Here is a 19506-nt window from a genome sequence, read left to right on the forward strand (position 1 = left end):
GAAATCCTCCTTTGCCAAATTGTTTTGTAAATAGTATATACAAACGCCTAAAATGTGTTAAGATTACTGGATAGTTTTATGCGGAAGATACAAAATGCATAAAACTATCCAGCACGTAGTAGGATGCAAGTCATTAAATAAATCTTCATCATAAATTTATGCTAACTTCACATAGAGCACATATTAACATTGTATTATGTATATGTACCAAATAAATAAATGAATAAATAAAAAAAGTGAATAATTGTAAGTTCTATTTTTGAAAATTTGAGATCCTATTATTTCAATATAAAGGTCTTGAGCGGGAGTATTGAATTTTGTAGAAATGGATCTTAATAAAAAGGAATTCATATAAAAGGGGAATGTCTTATGACAACATATACGAGTGAAATGAAAAAAAGTGTAGTTTCAGAAGAGGATGTAGATATTTTAAAAATTATGGCGCATCCAATCCGATTACAAATTGTAAATGAATTAAGTACTAGAAAAACTTGTAATGTAACACAATTAACAGAATTGCTGAATATTCCACAATCGACTGTTTCGCAACATTTATCAAAAATGAAAGGTAAAGTGTTACGAGCTGAGCGAAAGGGTTTAGAAATTTATTATCACATTAATAATTTAAAAGCGAGTAAGATTGTTAATGTTTTAGGATATATAAACTAATGAAGTATTATGATATAAAATAGCCTCTGCTGGTGAGCAGAGGCTATTTTGTGTTGTTTTATCCCGCATTAACGGGCAATGAAACTTCCACCTCAAAATTTAGCTTGAGCAAAGAAATTAGGATGGGAGATAAAATTACCCGTAAATGCCCGATTGGTGAGGGTTGATTAAAGTTTTACTTTATGTATTTGCATTTAAAATTTTATAGTTTTTATGATTTACTATCGTTCGATCAAATTCAAAAGTACCACCGCTTACATCTGTAATTTCAACTAAGACCGATTCAGTATATAGTTTTAGTACAGACCCAGTAATCTTTAAATTATTTCGTTGAAAAAGTATAGTATCCCCTACGTTTGCTTTCATAGTACCTCCTTATAAAAGACAGAAATATTTGTTTATTACATATATTAAACCACGGATAGTTATATTAGTGAATATTTAGTTTTGTTTATCAATGAAAAATTTTTTATTTAATAGAAAAGTATAGAGTGCTCCTATGGTAAAAGTTATATTTTGTTTAAGGTTATTATATGCAAAGTAAAATTTTTCAGAATTGGCGAACCAATATTTCTATGTAAATTATGTAGCTAAACAAATTAATCAACAGAGAGATAATATGTAGCTCTAAACGTAAAGTAGATCAGCAAAGTTTTATAGGGAAGGCAGCATTGTTTTTCGGAGTACAGGAAGTAATTTCTTCAATAAGTATAAATAAGCGTTTCTCAAAAATAATAGTATTCAGGTGAATATAGTATAAGAAATGAAAAGAAATGGAGTTATGATCTGTATAAATCTGACTAAAAATATAGAAAAACTCAAATATAAAAAGGTATTCAATTAAAAATGGAGAAGTAATATATATGAAAGGAGAGATTCATATGAGTAAAGGGAAAAAGAAAGTTAAGCAAACTAGTTTTCTGGTGAATTTTTTGAACGGCAAGGGGAGTCTCGTGAAATTTTAATAGTATTATAGTTATCCCCTTGTGAAAAAATTGGTTGGGGGAATATATAAATGATAACAGAAATGAATATTAAAGTAGTTTGTGAGGAACAGTTTTCAAATAGAGAAATAAAAATTTTAGAGACGTTTCTTTCAACTCTATCGGGGCATTCTAACGCTTTCGTTACAAAAGAGGGGATGTTTTTAAATCCTTTAAGTAAAGAGAAGAGTGTGGTCTATTATCACAATTTTGTATTTGTAAAATCACTTACAGAAGAAAAGTGTGCAGAATTAAAAGAAGTTTTAACAAGACGTATTAAAAACGCTTTCGTTATGATGGAATTTGTAGAGCCAATCGTTACATTTGAAGAAACAATTATAAACGTATAAAGAAAATCAGCCTTATGAATTGACCTAATAAAACCTTCTCTTTACTAAATAGTAAAGAGAAGGTTTTATTACAGCCCAGTTTAATTTACGAAAATACAACAACTCAATTCAAATAGTACGTGTATTAACAAAGGCTGACAATGATTTCATTTGTGTTCTACTATTTAAAGTTCAATTCAAAGATGGTTGTCAAACAGATATTCATATAGGCCGAATTTTTGAAAGTAAAGTTTTTAATAAGATAGGTAAAGATGAGAAGTCATTCTGAGATTAAAGAGGACACTATAGGATTGTGACCATTACATTTTTAATGTAATGGTTTTTTTCATGCAAACAACCAGAAACTTCGAAAAGAAGTTATGTATATTCGTATCCAATTAAGTAGGAAACCTTTTGTTTGCATAAGGTAATCAAAATTTGACTGGAGCAAAGAAATTAGGTGGGAGTCGGGCTGCTCGTAAACATCTGATTGGTGTGGCCTAATAATCAATTAGAGGTGAATAAAATCCTACAGATTAAAGTTTCACTAAATGAAAAAGATTTCAAAAACACTTGTAAGCCGTACTTATATAACACAATACGAACAGCTGTTACGTATTTAATAAGCAGTTTGTTGTATTTCACCCTTCGTTTTCTGTAACTGATTTCATATTTTTGACGCTTCGTATTGTAAGTGCTTACATAAGCGGAAACATCTTATACAATGAAGTTGTCAAATCAAAGAGGTGGACAAAATGAACATAAAAAAAGCAAATGTAGCGAATAGCATTGAAATAGAAGGAGGAGGCGGGATAATATGAAAAAATCAACTGTTAATCCATGGCTTGTTGTCCTTGGTACAGTCATAGTACAAATGGGGCTTGGAACGATATATACTTGGAGCTTGTTCAATCAGCCTTTAGTTAGTAAATTTGGTTGGAGTCTGAACGCTGTTGCTATAACTTTCTCGATTACAAGCCTTTCTTTAGCGTTTTCAACTTTGTTTGCGAGTAAATTGCAAGAAAAATGGGGACTTCGTAAACTCATTATGATAGCTGGACTAGCATTAGGACTAGGATTAATACTTAGTTCACAAGCTTCCTCATTAATATTGCTTTATGTATTAGCAGGAGTTGTCGTAGGGTATGCAGATGGTACAGCATATATCACTTCACTATCGAATTTAATTAAGTGGTTTCCAGAGCGTAAAGGTTTAATTGCTGGTATATCTGTCTCTGCATATGGTTCAGGTAGCCTAATCTTTAAATACATAAACGCACAGCTGATTGAATCAGTTGGTGTATCACAAGCGTTTATATACTGGGGTTTAATTGTTACAGCTATGATTGTGATTGGCGCTTGTTTAATCCATCAAGCTGTTGATCAAGGGGCAGTTCATGAAACAAAAACGCAGGAATATACAACGAAAGAAATGCTAGGTACAAAACAAGTATACTTATTATTTATTATGTTATTTACATCATGTATGAGTGGCTTATACTTAATTGGCATGGTAAAAGACATCGGTGTTCAACTTGTAGGGCTTAGCGCAACAACAGCAGCTAATGCAGTGGCTATGGTTGCAATCTTCAATACATTAGGTCGTATTATTCTAGGACCGTTATCAGATAAAATCGGCCGTCTAAAAATCGTTACTGGTACTTTTGTTGCTATGGCGACTTCAGTCTTGGTCCTAAGTTTCGTAGATTTAAATTATGGTATCTACTTCGTCTGTGTAGCAAGTGTAGCGTTTTGCTTTGGCGGAAATATCACTATTTTCCCAGCTATTGTTGGTGATTTCTTCGGCATGAAAAATCATAGTAAAAACTACGGAATTGTGTATCAAGGATTCGGGTTTGGAGCGCTTGCAGGTTCCTTTATCGGTGCAATTCTAGGTGGATTTAAACCAACTTTCATGGTGATCGGCGTATTATGTGTCGTGTCATTTATTATCGCAATTTTAATTCAAGCACCTAATAAGAAAAAAGAAAAAGAAGAAGAATATCGCAGTGTAGCGTAACGATTTAAACCTTCTATGGCACTACGATAAGAAAAAAGCACTCTATGAAATAGGGTGCTTTTTTCTTTATGAACTTCTTTAAATTATTTTTCTCTGCCAAGTCCTTGTAATCGACGTAATGATACGAATAAAAGTGCGAGTAAAATATCGATTTGGATTATATTGGAATTTCATTAAAGGATGCATAATATAGGAAAATCTAAATTAATCTTAGATTATACATAGGATATTTATTGAGAAATGAAAGATGTAAAATAAAATATTTTCAGAAAAATGTTGAGAAAAAAATGAATTTTTGGTAAAGCATTGTAGGCGAAAAAATCTACAAGTTATCTTTTTGAATTTCAAAAAGATGATAAGGAATTATGGATCTATTTTGTATCCTTTATTACAGCCCGTAAAACCCCCAATGAATAAAGTTGCACTTTATTTAAAGTACTTTTTAATGCTTATAGATGTAGTCTTGCATAGAAACATAAAAAAAATGTCTGAAAAATAAAAAAAGATTGACAAGATTATTGAGAAACATTATCATTTCGATGTAAGAACAGTAAATGAAAAATATTATCAATTAATTTCATTTCGATGAAAAGTACACTTGACCAATTAGTTTAGTAAGTGTATTATTTTTTACATTACCAATGATAATGAAAATCGTTATCGTTTAATTTGTTTCATTAGATTAATTTTTATATGAAAGGATAGAGGAAATGAACGTAGGGGAATTTGATGGGAAAACCGTTTTCGTAACAGGTGCAGCGCAAGGTATAGGTAGTGTTGTAGCAAAAATGTTTTTAGAAAGAGGAGCTACAGTTATTGCGGTTGATCAAAATGAAGAAGGGCTAAATGTGTTATTAAATCAGGATGCATCATATGAAACACGTATGAAGACATTTCATTTAGATGTAAGTGATAGCAATGCTGTTGAAGAGGTAGTAAACCGAATTGAAAATGACATAGCGCCTATAGATATATTAGTAAATGTCGCAGGAGTTTTACGAATGGGAGCGATTCACTCTTTAAGTGATGAAGATTGGCATAAAACATTCTCTGTAAATACTACAGGAGTTTTCTATATATCTCGATCGGTAAGTAAACGTATGATGGTAAGAAAATCAGGGGCAATTGTTACAGTTGGCTCAAATGCAGCAAATACTCCGAGAATGGAAATGGCTGCGTATGCTGCATCAAAAGCTGCAACGACAATGTTCATGAAATGTTTAGGATTAGAGCTTGCATCATACAATATTCGCTGCAACTTAGTTTCTCCTGGTTCTACTGAAACTGAAATGCAAAGGTTACTATGGGCTGATGAGAATGGAGCTAAAAATATAATTGCTGGTTCTCAAAATACATATAGACTCGGTATACCATTACAAAAAATTGCACAACCTTCAGAAATTGCTGAAGCAGTATTGTTTTTAGCTTCTGATAAAGCGAGTCATATTACAATGCACAATTTATGTGTCGATGGCGGTGCTACATTAGGAGTTTAATAAAAAATTCAGGAGGTTTTCATACTATGAATGAACTTACAGCCGTAAAGGAACTGTCAGAAAAATTATTAGAAGATTATAAGACTGAATCTTCATTCTTTTTCGCTTCACCAACTCGAACGATATTAACAGAAGGAGAGTTTACTACAGTAAAGCATCGTGAAATTGAAAGTTTCCCAGAGCTTGTGCAAGCGACATTAAGTAATGCGAAACAAGCTGGAAATCCAAATCCTATCGTTGTGGGTGCTTTGCCATTTGATCGTAGAAAAGAAGTCCAACTCATCGTACCAGAATATAGCAGAATTTCTGAGCGTTTACAATTGGATACAACAAATCAGCTTGAAACAAATGAGAACGTAACATTTGAAATGACGCCAGTACCAGATCCTGAAGTTTATATGAATGGTGTGAAGAAAGGAATTGAAAAAATACAGGACGGTGATTTAAAGAAAATCGTTCTATCCAGATCGTTAGATGTTAAATCTTCCGAAAAGATTGATAAGCAAAAACTTCTTCGAGAATTAGCAGAAAATAATAAGCATGGTTATACATTTGCTGTGAATTTACCGAAAGATGAAAAAGAGAACAGTAAGACGCTAATTGGAGCAAGCCCTGAATTACTTGTTTCACGTAATGGTATGCAAGTTATTTCTAACCCGTTAGCTGGTTCAAGGCCACGTAGTGAGGACCCAGTAGAAGATAAAAGAAGAGCAGAGGAATTACTTTCTTCGCCAAAAGATTTACATGAACATGCGGTAGTAGTTGAAGCGGTTGCCGCTGCACTTCGTCCGTATTGTCATACATTACATGTTCCAGAAAAGCCATCAGTTATTCATAGTGAAGCGATGTGGCATTTGTCTACAGAAGTGAAAGGTGAACTTAAGGATCCAAATACTTCTTCTTTACAATTAGCAATTGCTCTCCATCCTACGCCAGCAGTTTGTGGAACTCCAATGGAAGCAGCAAGAGAGGCTATTCAAAAAATTGAGCCATTTGAACGTGAATTCTTTACAGGAATGTTAGGGTGGAGCGATCTAAATGGAGATGGCGAATGGATTGTTACAATTCGTTGTGCGGAAGTGCAAGAGAATACACTTCGTTTATATGCAGGAGCTGGAGTTGTTGCTGAGTCAAAACCAGAAGATGAGCTAGCAGAAACATCAGCTAAGTTCCAAACAATGCTGAAGGCTTTAGGGTTAAGAGATAATTCGTTGAATGAAAAATAGGGGGAAGAAAGAATGTTAACAGGTTATACGGAATGGCCAAAAGAATTCGTCGATCGTTACCGAGAAGAAGGGTGTTGGCTTGGTGAAACATTTGGTGGAGTGTTAAGAGAGCGTGCTGAAAAATATGGAGATCAGATTGCAGTTGTAAGCGGTAATACGCATATAACGTATAGTGAACTTGATAAAAAGGTAGATCGCTTAGCTTCAGGTTTACTGAATTTAGGAATAAAGAAAGAAGACCGAGTTGTAATCCAGTTACCTAATATTATAGAGTTTTTCGAAATATGTTTTGCACTATTTCGAATTGGAGCGCTTCCTGTCTTTGCACTGCCTTCACATCGAAGCAGTGAAATTAGTTATTTTTGTGAGTTTGGCGAGGCGAGCGCTTACGTTATTTCAGATAAGGCTCTCGGTTTTGATTATCGAAAACTAGCAAGAGAAGTGAAAGAGAAAGTGCCAACTTTACAACATGTAATTGTAGTGGGAGAAGAAGAAGAGTTTGTGAACATAAATGATCTGTATATGGATCCCGTCTCATTACCAGAAGTTCAGCCAAGTGATGTTGCGTTTCTTCAATTATCAGGAGGGACAACAGGACTTTCTAAATTAATTCCTAGAACACATGATGACTATATTTATAGTTTACGTGTTAGTGCTGAAATTTGTAATTTAAATGCAGAAAGTGTCTATATGGCCGTTCTTCCAGTAGCACACAATTACCCGATGAGTTCTCCAGGAACATTTGGAACTTTCTATGCGGGTGGAAAGGTAGTGTTGGCAACTGGAGGGAGTCCAGACGAGGCATTTGCTCTTATAGAAAAAGAAAAAGTGACGATTACAGCGCTCGTTCCACCATTAGCAATGATTTGGCTTGATGCTGCATCTTCCCGTAATAACGATTTATCGAGCTTGCAAGTGATTCAAGTAGGTGGTGCGAAATTTAGTGCCGAAGTTGCGAAGCGTATTCGCCCTACATTTGGATGTACGTTACAGCAAGTGTTTGGTATGGCAGAAGGGCTAGTAAATTACACAAGATTAAATGATCCGGAAGAAATCATTATTCATACACAAGGTAGACCGATGTCTACATCCGATGAAGTAAGGGTTGTTGATGAAAATGATAACGATGTAAAACCGGGTGAAGTAGGTAGTTTATTAACACGAGGTCCATATACAATTCGTGGTTATTATAAAGCGGAAGAGCATAATGCACGATCATTTACAAAGGATGGATTTTATCGCACAGGTGATCTTGTAAAAGTAAATGAACAAGGTTACATCATTGTAGAAGGAAGAGATAAAGATCAAATTAATCGTGGTGGTGAGAAAGTTGCTGCGGAAGAGGTTGAAAATCATCTATTAGCACATGATGCAGTACATGATGTAGCAATTGTATCTATGCCTGACGATTATTTAGGTGAACGCACCTGTGCTTTTGTTATAGCTCGCGGACAAGTTCCAACTGTAAGTGAATTAAAAATGTTTTTAAGAGAACGTGGTATAGCGGCTTATAAAATTCCAGATCGAATTGAATTTATTGAATCATTCCCGCAAACAGGAGTCGGAAAAGTCAGCAAAAAAGAACTACGTAAAGTCATTGCTGAAAAACTTATTACAGTAAAACAATAATAAAAACCGGAAGGAAGTGATTAGATGGCTATCCCATCTATTTCAGTATATAAAATGCCAATTGAATCAGAACTACCAAAAAATAAAGTGAATTGGACACCAGACCCGAAACGTGCAGTACTTTTAATTCATGACATGCAAGAATATTTTCTTGATGCATATAGCGATAAAGAATCACCAAAAGTAGAACTCATTTCAAATATTAAAATGATAAGAGAAAAATGTAAGGAACTTGGTATACCAGTTGTTTATACAGCACAACCTGGTGGGCAAACGTTAGAACAAAGAGGTTTATTACAAGACTTTTGGGGTGACGGTATTCCTGCTGGACCAGATAAAAAGAAAATTGTTGATGAACTTACTCCTGATGAAGATGATATATTCCTAACAAAATGGAGATATAGTGCATTTAAAAAGACAAATCTATTAGAAATTTTAAATGAACAAGGAAGAGATCAACTCATTATTTGCGGTATTTATGCGCATATTGGATGCCTTTTAACAGCTTGTGAAGCATTTATGGATGGTATAGAGCCGTTCTTTGTAGCAGATGCAGTTGCTGATTTTTCACTAGAGCATCATAAACAAGCATTGGAGTATGCATCTAATAGATGCGCAGTAACGACATCAACAAACCTACTGTTAAAAGATTTACAAAGTGTAAAAGGTGATGAGAGTGAAGGAATCACTATACAGGAAGTACATGAACTAGTTGCACAACTACTTCGTGAGCCAGTAGAGAGTATTGATATTGATGAGGACTTATTAAATAGAGGGCTTGATTCGGTCAGAATTATGAGTTTAGTAGAGAAGTGGCGTCGTGAAGGGAAAGAAATCACGTTTGCAGATTTAGCAGAACGTCCAACTGTTGCAGGTTGGTACAGCTTACTATCTTCACAAACAGCACAGGTGCTGTAACAAATAGACTACATAATAAAGGGGTAGTAAAGAATGCCTAACAGTCAAAAGATTCGTCATTCGTTATCATCTGCGCAGTCTGGTATGTGGTTTGCGCAACAATTAGATCCGCTTAATCCGATATATAATACTGGGGAATATGTAGAAATAAACGGGAATATTCATCAAGACATTTTTGAATTAGCTGTACGTAAAGTCGTAATGGAAGCAGAAGCACTTCATGTTCGCTTCGAAGAGGATGAAATTGGCCCATGGCAAGTTATTGAAGAATCACAGTTTCATATGCATTTTATTGACGTTCGTAAAGAAGAAAATCCTGAAGAAGCTGCTAAAGTATGGATGAAAAATGATTTATCTATGCCAGTCGATTTGAAAAAAGATACTTTATTTACTGAAGCACTTATTCAAGTTGAAAATAATCGTTTCTTTTGGTATCAGCGCATCCATCACATTGTGATGGATGGCTATGGATTTTCACTTCTTAGTCAAAAGGTAGCCAATGAGTATACATCACTTATAGAAGAAACAAATAAGAATGAAAAGCCATTTGGCTCTCTTGCAAAAATTGTACAAGAAGATAATGAGTATCGTGAGTCTAAACAATTTCAGGAGGGTCGTACTTTTTGGTTAGAAAAATTTGCGGATGAACCAGAAGTTGTAAGTTTGGCAGAACGAGCACCGAGAACATCAAATGGATTTTTACGGGAAACTGCTTATTTATCAAATGCTAGTACGAAAACTTTACTAGAAGATATTAATATTTCGTTAACGAGTTGGCCCGAATTTGTTGTAGCCGTAACAAGTATTTACATGCATAAATTAATAGGTGCAAATGATATTGTTTTAGGTTTACCAATGATGGGGCGTCTTGGTTCTGTATCTATTCATACACCAAGCATGGTAATGAATTTAGTTCCACTTCGTCTCACTATAACTCCAAATATAACTCTTGCGGAATTATTGCAGCAAGTTTCTAAAGAAATTCGTGACGTACGTCGTCATCATAAATACCGTCATGAGGAATTAAGGAGAGACTTAAAGCTACTAGGTGAAAATCAAAGGTTGTTTGGGCCGTTAGTGAATGTTATGCCTTTTGATTACGGACTTAACTTTGCTGGAAATCGAGGTATTACACATAATTTATCAGCAGGACCTGTAGATGATTTATCGATAAATGTATATAAACGTTTTGATCAAAATGAGCTAATGATTCATTTTGATGCGAATCCCGAAGTATATAATGGTGCGGAACTAGCATTGCATAAAGAAAGATTTATGAATCTATTTGAATTAGTAATAAATAATTATGAGAAAAACGAGTCTATTGGAAAAATAAACATTACTCTGCCTGAAGAAAACCATAAAGTTTTATTGGAATGGAATGAAACGAAGGAAGATGATGAGTTAATCAGTCTACCTATATCATTTGAAAAACAAGTGCAAAAAAATCCAAATAAACTAGCGATTACTTGTGACGGTGTAAACCTTACGTATAAAGAGCTAAATGAACGAGCGAATGAACTAGCACATTATTTAGTAGAAGAAGGAATACGACCAAATCAGTTTGTAGCTTTAGTATTCCCTAGATCAATAGAAATGGTGGTTAGTATGCTAGCGGTCTTAAAGGCTGGTGCAGCATATTTACCAATAGATCCAGAATACCCAGCAGAAAGAGTTAATTATATAGTAAATGATGCAAAACTAGTTTGTATCATAACACATTCATCTGTTTCATCTAAGTTAGTTATAGAAAATGATATGAAAAAAATTGTATTAGATGAAGAAGAAACGAAACTAGCGTTACATACATATTCTCGTATGAATATAGCATGTAAGAATGATGTATCACTTTTAAACCCAGCCTATACAATATATACTTCAGGCTCAACAGGAAACCCAAAAGGTGTAATTGTTCCTATGAGAGGTTTAAGTAACTTTTTAATGGCTATGCAACAAAAGTTTTCATTAAATGAAAATGATCATTTATTAGCAGTTACAACTTTTGCGTTTGATATTTCTGCTCTAGAAATTTATTTACCTCTTATTAGTGGCGCAAGTTTAACGATTGCGCAAAAAGAAGACATACAAGAGCCATCAGCCTTAACGACACTTTTACAAGAAAAAAGAGTGACCATTATGCAGGCTACACCGACGCTTTGGCAGGCGTTAGTAACTGATTATCCAGAAAAGCTACAAGGGCTAAACATACTTGTTGGTGGTGAAGCTCTTCCAGCGCATTTAGCAAATAAATTAAAAGAATTAGGTTGCTCAATAACTAATTTATATGGACCAACTGAAACGACGATTTGGTCTACTTTCATGAACATTGATGAAAGTGAAAAGGGTATACCACCTATTGGAAAGCCAATTTGCAATACAGAAGTGTATGTATTGGATGCAGGATTACAACCTGTTCCACCTGGAGTTATCGGTGAATTATATATTGCAGGAGAAGGAATCGCAAGCGGATATTTAGGAAAGCCTGCGTTAACGGCTGAACGATTTGTTGCAAATCCATATGGAGAACCAGGGAAGCTTATGTACCGCACAGGTGATCTTGTGAAATGGCGTAACGACGGTGTGCTAGAGTACATGAGTCGCGCAGATCATCAAATTAAAATTCGTGGTTTCCGAATTGAATTAGCTGAAATTGAAACGATATTACTACGACATGAAAATATTCAACAAGCGGTAGTGATGGTACGAGAAGATCGTCCAAATGATAAACGCATCATTGCGTATATCGTTGCAGAAGAAAAGGAACCGATTAATCTTTCAGAAATTCGTTCTTATGTTTCAGAAAGTTTAGCGAATTATATGATACCATCGGCATTTGTTGTGCTAGAAGAATTACCATTAACGCCAAATGGTAAGGTTGACAGAAAGAAATTACCTGCTCCTGATTTTAATGGAATGAACAATGAGAGAGTTGCTAGAAATCCGAAAGAAGAAATATTATGTGATTTATTTGCAGAAGTACTTGGTGTTTCTCGAATTAGCATTGATGATAATTTCTTTGAAATGGGTGGACATTCACTTCTCGCTTCTCGTTTAATGGCAAGAATTCGTGAAACGTTAAGTGTGGAATTAGGAATCGGGAAACTATTTGAATCACCAACTGTTGCCGAACTGGCGAAACAATTAAACCATGCAAAAAGTGCAAGACCAGCTATTCAGAAAGCAAGTAGGCCAAATGAAGTTCCACTTTCATTTGCACAGCGCAGGTTATGGTTCTTAAATTGTTTAGAAGGTCCAAGTCCTACTTATAATATTCCGCTAGTCATTCGTATGAATGGACTATTGAATGAGGAAGCATTACAAGGTGCTTTTTATGATGTAGTTGAGAAACATGAAACACTTAGAACAATTTTCCCTAACGTATTGGGTAGTTCCTATCAGAAAATTTTAGATATGGAAAACTTAAATCTAGAAATGGTTATAACTAATACATGTAAAGATGAATTAGAAAGTGTGCTTTCAGAGGCGGTAAGACATAGCTTTAATCTTGATGTTGAGCCAGCAGTTCGTTTACAACTTTTTAAAGTAAGTGACAGCGAACATGTTTTACTAATTCTTTTACATCATATTGTAGGAGATGGATGGTCATTACAACCGTTAACGAGAGACTTTACAGCGGCTTATAAAGCAAGATGTCAAGGTGACAAAGTTCAACTGGAGACACTTTCAGTTCAATACGCAGATTATGCAATTTGGCAACAGCAACTACTAGGTGATGAAACGACACCAGAAAGTCTTATTTCAACACAATTAGATTTTTGGAAAGAGGAACTGAAAGGTTTACCAGATCAAATGGAGTTGCCTACAGATTACCAGCGTCCGGTGGAAACGAGTTATCGCGGGGAAATAATTCATTTTCATATAGATGAAGGTATGCATAGTAGGTTAGTAGAGCTTGGTCGTAAAAATGGGGTTAGTTTGTTTATGGTGTTGCAAGCAGGACTAAGCGCGCTATTTACAAGATTAGGTGCTGGAACTGATATACCAATTGGAAGCCCGATTGCCGGAAGAAATGACGATGCGCTATCAAATATAGTTGGTTTATTTGTAAATACATTAGTGTTACGTACAAATACGTCAGGAGATCCAAGTTTTAAAGAATTATTAAATAGAGTAAAGCAGATAAATCTGGCAGCTTATGAAAATCAAGATGTTCCATTTGAACGACTCGTTGAAGTGTTAAACCCAGTACGTACCCGAAATAGTCATCCACTGTTTCAAGTTATGTTAGCTTTCCAAAATACGCCTGAAGCGACGTTTCATGTACCAGATTTAGAGGCGAGTCTTGAAATTCAAAGTGTTGGTTCTGCAAAGTTTGATTTAACATTTGAAATTAGCGAGAGTAATGGAGTGGATGGTACTCCAAACGGCTTACACGGATTGTTAGAGTTTAGTACCGATTTATATAAACGTGAAACGGTTCAAAAACTAATAGAACGATTCATTCTATTATTAGATGATGCAGCGAAACATCCGGATCAATCAATTGGTAGATTAGAAATATTAACTTTAGCAGAGCGAAATACAGTTTTAGAAAAGTGGAATGGTGGTTTTCAAATTGTGCCTGAAATGACATTGCCACAATTATTTGAAAAGCAGGCTCATATAAATCCAAATTCTATTGCTGTCGTCTTTGAAGATGAAAAGCTAACGTATGAAGAGTTAAATAGAAAAGCGAATAAAATAGCTCGTTCGTTAATAGCAAAAGGTATCGGGCCGGATCAACTCGTTGCTTTAGCGATGCCGAGATCTTTAAATATGGTTGTAAGCTTACTTGCTGTTCTTAAAGCAGGTGCCGGATACCTTCCGTTAGATCCAGATTATCCGTCAGATCGTATTTCATTTATGCTACACGATGCAAAACCATCATGTGTTTTAACGAATTCAGAAGTGGAAATTGAATGTGATGAGGCACTAAAAGTTTTAGTTGATGATGTAAAAGTAATAGCAGAAGTTGAGAAATATAGTGAAGAAAATATTGATGAAGTGGAACGAATTAAGCCATTATCTCCATCACATATTGCTTACGTTATTTATACGTCAGGCTCAACGGGTAGACCGAAAGGCGTTATGATACCTCATCAAAATGTAGTAAGACTTTTAGGAGCAACTGATCATTGGTTCCAGTTTGACGGAAACGATGTTTGGACGATGTTCCATTCATACGCTTTTGATTTCTCGGTTTGGGAAATTTGGGGACCTTTATTATACGGAGGGCGTTTAGTTGTAGTGCCACACACTGTAAGTCGCTCACCGAAAGAATTTTTACAGCTTCTTGTTAAAGAAAAGGTTACTGTTTTAAACCAAACTCCATCAGCGTTCTATCAATTGATGCAAGCAGATCGTGAAAATGAAGAGGTTGGTCAAAAACTATCGTTACGATATGTTGTTTTTGGTGGAGAAGCACTTGAACTAAGTCGATTAGAAGATTGGTATAGTCGTCATCCTCATAACGCACCGAAACTTATTAATATGTACGGTATAACGGAGACGACGGTACATGTTAGTTATATTGAGTTAGATGAGAGTATCGTTTCTTTACGAGCAAATAGTTTAATCGGGTGCAGTATACCAGATCTTAAAGTATACGTATTAGATACCTATTTACAACCAGTGCCACCAGGAGTAGTTGGGGAAATGTATGTTGCAGGTGCTGGACTAGCTCGTGGATATTTAGGAAGAGCAGCATTAACGGCTGAACGTTTTATCGCAGATCCATTTGGTAAACCTGGTACAAGAATGTATCGCACAGGAGACTTAGCGCGCTGGCGTCAAGATGGGACGTTAGATTATATAGGACGTGCAGATCATCAAATTAAAATTCGTGGATTCCGAATTGAATTAGGGGAAATAGAAGCGGTCATAATGAAACACGATAAAGTTGAACAAGTAGCCGTTATTGTCCGGGAGGATCAACCTGGGGATAAACGATTAGTTGCTTATATCGTCGCATCAAATAATGAAACGATTGATACGAATGAAATGCGTCAGCATGCTGGAGGTAGTTTGCCAGATTATATGGTTCCATACGCTTTTGTAGTAGTAAACGAGTTACCTTTAACTCCAAACGGTAAATTAGATAGAAAGGCATTGCCAGCTCCAGAATTTATTGCATCATCATCTAGCCGCGGACCGAGAACACCGCAAGAAGAAATGTTATGTGACTTGTTTACAGAAGTTTTAAGTGTGTCTCAAATTGGAATTGATGATGGATTCTTTGATCTTGGTGGTCATTCACTTCTTGCAGTGCAGCTTATGAGTCGCATGAAAGAGGCACTTGGCGTTGAACTGAATATTGGAACTTTATTTGCAGCACCTACTGTTGCGGGGCTTGCTGAAAGGCTTGAAATGGGGAATGGTCAAAGTGCACTTGATGTGTTACTTCCATTACGAGCAAGCGGAGAGCAATTACCACTATTTTGTGTACATCCAGCAGGTGGATTAAGTTGGTGCTATGCAGGACTTATGAAATCTTTAGGAACAGATTATCCAATCTATGGTGTACAAGCACGTGGTATCGCTGAAAATGAAGAACTTCCAAAAAGCTTAGAGGAGATGGCGGCGGATTACTTGAAACATGTTCGTGAAGTACAGCCTCATGGACCATATCGTTTATTAGGTTGGTCGCTTGGAGGAAATGTTGTGCATGCAATGGCGGCACAACTACAAAATGAAGGGGAAGAAGTAGAATTACTCGTTATGCTTGATTCTTATCCTGGACACTTCTTACCGAATACGGAAGCGCCTACTGAAGAGGAAGCGTTAATAGCATTACTTGCTTTAGGCGGATATGACCCAGATAACATGGATGGTAAACCACTTACAATGGAAAGTGCAGTTAAAATCCTTCGTAAAGATGGAAGTGCATTAGCAAGTCTTGAAGAAGCGACTATATTGAACTTGAAAGAAACATATGTAAATTCAGTAGGATTGTTAGGGAAATATGTACCGAAAGTTTATAACGGAGATATCTTATTCTTTAGATCTACTGTTATACCAGCCTGGTTTGATCCTATTTCTCCAAATACGTGGCTAAATTATTTAGATGGGCAAATTGTGCAGCATGATATTGACTGTAGACATAAAGATTTATGTCAGCCAGGTCCACTTACGGAAATTGGCCAAGTATTAGCGAAATATTTGCAGAATAAGAAAGGGGTAAGTAGAGTATGACGAATCCATTTGAAAATGATAATTACACATATAAAGTATTAATAAATGAGGAGGGCCAGTATTCTCTCTGGCCTGCTTTTCTCGATGTACCTATTGGCTGGAGTGTCGTATATGAAGAAGCTAGTAGGCAGAGCTGCTTAAAATATGTTGAATATAACTGGAAAGATTTGAATCCAAAAAGTAATCAAGTTCGTGAAAAAACATTAGCAGGAAAACGATAATGAAAGCAAAACTAAATCCAAAAGTAGTCGTAAGTATCGTTTATATAACTGCGATGTTTATGGCTGCGATGGACGCAACGATTGTAAATGTAGCACTACAAACGATAAGTAAAGAACTACAAGTACCTCCATCTGCAATGGGGACGGCTAATGTTGGGTATTTAGTTAGTTTAGCTGTTTTCCTTCCGATTTCTGGTTGGTTAGGAGATCGATTTGGTACGAAAAGAGTATTTTTAATTGCTCTTTTCGTATTTACAATTGCCTCTGCTTTATGCGGAATGGCTAACGATATTACTTCATTGAATATTTTCCGTATCATTCAAGGTGCTGGTGGAGGGCTTTTAACACCGGTCGGAATGGCGATGTTATTTCGAACATTTTCACCAGAGGAAAGACCGAAGATTTCTCGGTTCATTGTACTCCCAATTGCTGTAGCACCAGTAATTGGTCCTATCATCGGTGGTTTCTTTGTAGATCAAATGTCTTGGCGTTGGGCATTTTATATTAATCTACCGTTTGGAATCGTTGCATTGCTCTTTGGACTTCTATTTTTAGCAGAGCATGTTGAAAAATCAGCTGGTCGCTTTGATTCTCTCGGCTTTATTTTATCAGCACCAGGATTTGTGATGCTCATATATGCACTCAGCCAAGGACCATCAAAAGGGTGGATTTCTCCAGAAATTATGAGTACTGGGATAGCTGGGGTTGTATTCATTACATTGTTTATAATCGCAGAACTGAAAGTAAAGCAACCGATGTTAGAATTACGCTTATTAAAAGAACCAGTCTTTAGAAAGATGAGCCTTATATCATTATTTTCATCAGCTGGTTTACTAGGAATGTTATTTGTTTTTCCACTTATGTATCAAAATGTGATAGGAGTTTCCGCGCTGGAATCAGGACTTACGACATTTCCAGAGGCGATTGGATTAATGATTTCTTCACAAATTGTGCCATGGTCATATAAGAAATTAGGAGCTCGAAAGGTAATTTCTATTGGATTAATTTGTACCGCGGTTATCTTGGTTTTATTAAGTTTTGTAAATCACGATACGAATCCGTGGCAAATCCGGGCATTATTGTTTGGTATCGGTATTTTCTTAGGTCAATCTGTCGGTGCGGTTCAATTTTCTGCCTTTAACAATATCACGCCGCCTTCCATGGGGAGAGCGACTACTATATTCAATGTGCAAAATCGATTAGGTTCAGCGATAGGAGTAGCTATTTTAGCTAGTATACTAGCTGGTTTTGGAAGTAATAACGTTCAATCCGATTTTTTACCATATCAAGCAGCATTAATTGGATCAGCAATATTTTTGCTCATAGCACTACTATTTTCTTTACGTATTTCCGATAAAGAGGTAATGTCAAATAAGAAAGAAAAAACATTATCTGTATCAAAAAAAGAGAAAGCACTCGTCAATGAATAACAATATACGGATGCTTTTTTATGAAAATTGATATTCGTTGAATAAAGGAGAGTTTACATGATAGAAAGTAAAGTTGTAGATTCTGTTCCAACTTTGAATGAGAATGATTGTCAAATATGGTGGGCAAGAATTTCGGATTTACAATCATGGCATTACAATTTACTAAATGATATAGAGCGAGAGAAAGCAAATTCGTATCATCATTCGGCAGATCGAGCTCGTTTTATAATAGGTTGCGTAATTAGTAGATTAGTTCTCGGCAAGATACTTTCTATGTCACCAGTCCAAGTACCAATTGATCGAATGTGCTCAGTATGTAAATTGCAACATGGTAGACCACAATTACCAAAAGGTATGCCGCAATTATCTGTTTCGCATTCAGGTGAGTGGGTTGTCGTTGCATTTACAAAATCTGCACCTGTTGGCATAGATGTAGAACAAATTAATCCAAATGTAGATGTTATGAAAATGGCAGAAGGTGTATTAACAGACATTGAAATAGCGCAAGTTATGAAACTACCAAATGAACAGAAAATAGAAGGTTTTTTAACATATTGGACTCGAAAAGAAGCGGTGCTGAAAGCGACAGGCGAAGGACTATTGATTCCACCAGTACATATTACAGTATCAGCTCCAAATAATTCTCCAAAATTGTTAGTTTTTAAAGATAAGCAAGAGTTGGCAGATAATACAATGATGGAAGATGTAAGGCCTAGTTTAGATTATATGGCTTCTGTTGCAGTATTCAGTAAGGAAGTGACTGAAATTACGCAATTAGACGCGGTAGCAATTTTAAATCTTAAATAAAAAAATTATAGAAGAGGTGTTCCTCATGTTAGTGGCAGAAAATAGAAAGAATGAATTCACTTATAATGTACAAGCAATTAAAAATATTTTATTTTCTGGAGATACATCATCCATTCATGCTTTAGAAAAGCTTTTAAATGATACAGTTCAGTTTGATGTTCTTGAACAAGAGGCACTTGGTAGACAGTACATTCCGAAAGAAGCAAAGAATTTCTTTGATAAAGATGGAACATTTCTTTACCGTGTATCTAATGTTAGTTATAAAGGAAAGGTGTTATCTGAAAATCTAATTTTTGCAGACACTTCGTTTTTACCGGACGCAATAAAGAGTGAATTAGAGAGTGGAAATATTCCTGTTGAAAAGCTTATAGAAAAGATGGAAGTAAGAAGAAACGTATTATATGAAGGATATCAGCCATCTGGAAATATTATCGAATTGTTTGATGGCTGTTCTGTTACAGCGAATGTGTATCCAACTAGAAAGTATCAAATTGTAAGTAACTGCAAATGTGTATTTTATATTTGTGAAGTGTATCATGCAGAGAATATAAAGAAATTGCTTAAATAAAAACAAGAAACCAGCCTAT

The 19506-nt window shown here is 35.5% G+C and carries 13 protein-coding genes; 12 read left to right on the forward strand and 1 reads right to left on the reverse strand.

Annotated features, from left to right (window positions below; genetic code table 11):
* The first annotated feature begins 369 nt into the window (after positions 1-369).
* The gene (locus tag JDS81_RS13070; protein WP_000214792.1) at positions 370-669 is read left to right on the forward strand and encodes an ArsR/SmtB family transcription factor; all 300 of its coding nucleotides are present in this window, start codon (positions 370-372) and stop codon (positions 667-669) included.
* Positions 670-849: 180 nt separating this feature from the next.
* Here JDS81_RS13070 and JDS81_RS13075 read toward each other — a convergent pair whose 3' ends face one another.
* Positions 850-1035: a YkvS family protein gene (locus JDS81_RS13075; protein ID WP_000646787.1), complete on the reverse strand. Its 186-nt coding sequence runs from the start codon at positions 1033-1035 to the stop codon at positions 850-852.
* A 649-nt stretch (positions 1036-1684) separates the two neighbouring features.
* Here JDS81_RS13075 and JDS81_RS13080 point away from each other — a divergent pair.
* From JDS81_RS13080 to JDS81_RS13130, 11 genes are all read left to right on the forward strand, one after another.
* The gene (locus JDS81_RS13080; protein ID WP_000627296.1) at positions 1685-2002 is read left to right on the forward strand and encodes a hypothetical protein; all 318 of its coding nucleotides are present in this window, start codon (positions 1685-1687) and stop codon (positions 2000-2002) included.
* Positions 2003-2798: 796 nt separating this feature from the next.
* On the forward strand, positions 2799-4001 hold the full coding sequence (locus tag JDS81_RS13085) for an L-lactate MFS transporter (protein ID WP_097953442.1): 1203 nt from the start codon (positions 2799-2801) through the stop codon (positions 3999-4001).
* Positions 4002-4711: 710 nt separating this feature from the next.
* Positions 4712-5497 (forward strand): 2,3-dihydro-2,3-dihydroxybenzoate dehydrogenase, encoded by a 786-nt coding sequence (gene dhbA, locus JDS81_RS13090; RefSeq protein WP_097953441.1) that lies wholly within the window; start codon positions 4712-4714, stop codon positions 5495-5497.
* Between the two features lie 26 nt (positions 5498-5523).
* Entirely contained in the window at positions 5524-6723 is a 1200-nt protein-coding gene (gene dhbC / locus JDS81_RS13095; protein WP_097953440.1) for an isochorismate synthase DhbC, read from the forward strand.
* A gap of 12 nt (positions 6724-6735) precedes the next feature.
* Positions 6736-8352 carry a (2,3-dihydroxybenzoyl)adenylate synthase gene (locus tag JDS81_RS13100; protein WP_097953439.1) on the forward strand — a complete coding sequence of 539 codons (1617 nt, stop codon included), beginning with the start codon at positions 6736-6738 and terminating at the stop codon, positions 8350-8352.
* A 24-nt stretch (positions 8353-8376) separates the two neighbouring features.
* Positions 8377-9270 carry an isochorismatase family protein gene (locus tag JDS81_RS13105; protein WP_097953438.1) on the forward strand — a complete coding sequence of 298 codons (894 nt, stop codon included), beginning with the start codon at positions 8377-8379 and terminating at the stop codon, positions 9268-9270.
* 33 nt (positions 9271-9303) lie between these two features.
* Positions 9304-16461, forward strand: coding sequence for an amino acid adenylation domain-containing protein (locus tag JDS81_RS13110; protein ID WP_097953437.1), 7158 nt, complete (start codon positions 9304-9306; stop codon positions 16459-16461).
* On the forward strand, positions 16458-16682 hold the full coding sequence (locus JDS81_RS13115) for an MbtH family protein (RefSeq protein ID WP_097953436.1): 225 nt from the start codon (positions 16458-16460) through the stop codon (positions 16680-16682). The genes JDS81_RS13110 and JDS81_RS13115 overlap by 4 nt, the downstream gene beginning before the upstream one ends.
* Positions 16682-18112, forward strand: coding sequence for an MDR family MFS transporter (locus JDS81_RS13120; protein WP_097953435.1), 1431 nt, complete (start codon positions 16682-16684; stop codon positions 18110-18112). Before JDS81_RS13115 ends, JDS81_RS13120 begins: the two co-directional genes overlap by 1 nt.
* Positions 18113-18169: 57 nt before the next feature.
* Positions 18170-18919, forward strand: coding sequence for a 4'-phosphopantetheinyl transferase Sfp (gene sfp / locus JDS81_RS13125; RefSeq protein WP_098158350.1), 750 nt, complete (start codon positions 18170-18172; stop codon positions 18917-18919).
* Between the two features lie 25 nt (positions 18920-18944).
* On the forward strand, positions 18945-19487 hold the full coding sequence (locus tag JDS81_RS13130) for a cold-shock protein (protein ID WP_097953433.1): 543 nt from the start codon (positions 18945-18947) through the stop codon (positions 19485-19487).
* The last annotated feature ends 19 nt before the right edge of the window (positions 19488-19506 follow it).

Source organism: Bacillus cereus group sp. N31, from assembly GCF_016483245.1.
Taxonomy (GTDB): domain Bacteria; phylum Bacillota; class Bacilli; order Bacillales; family Bacillaceae_G; genus Bacillus_A; species Bacillus_A toyonensis.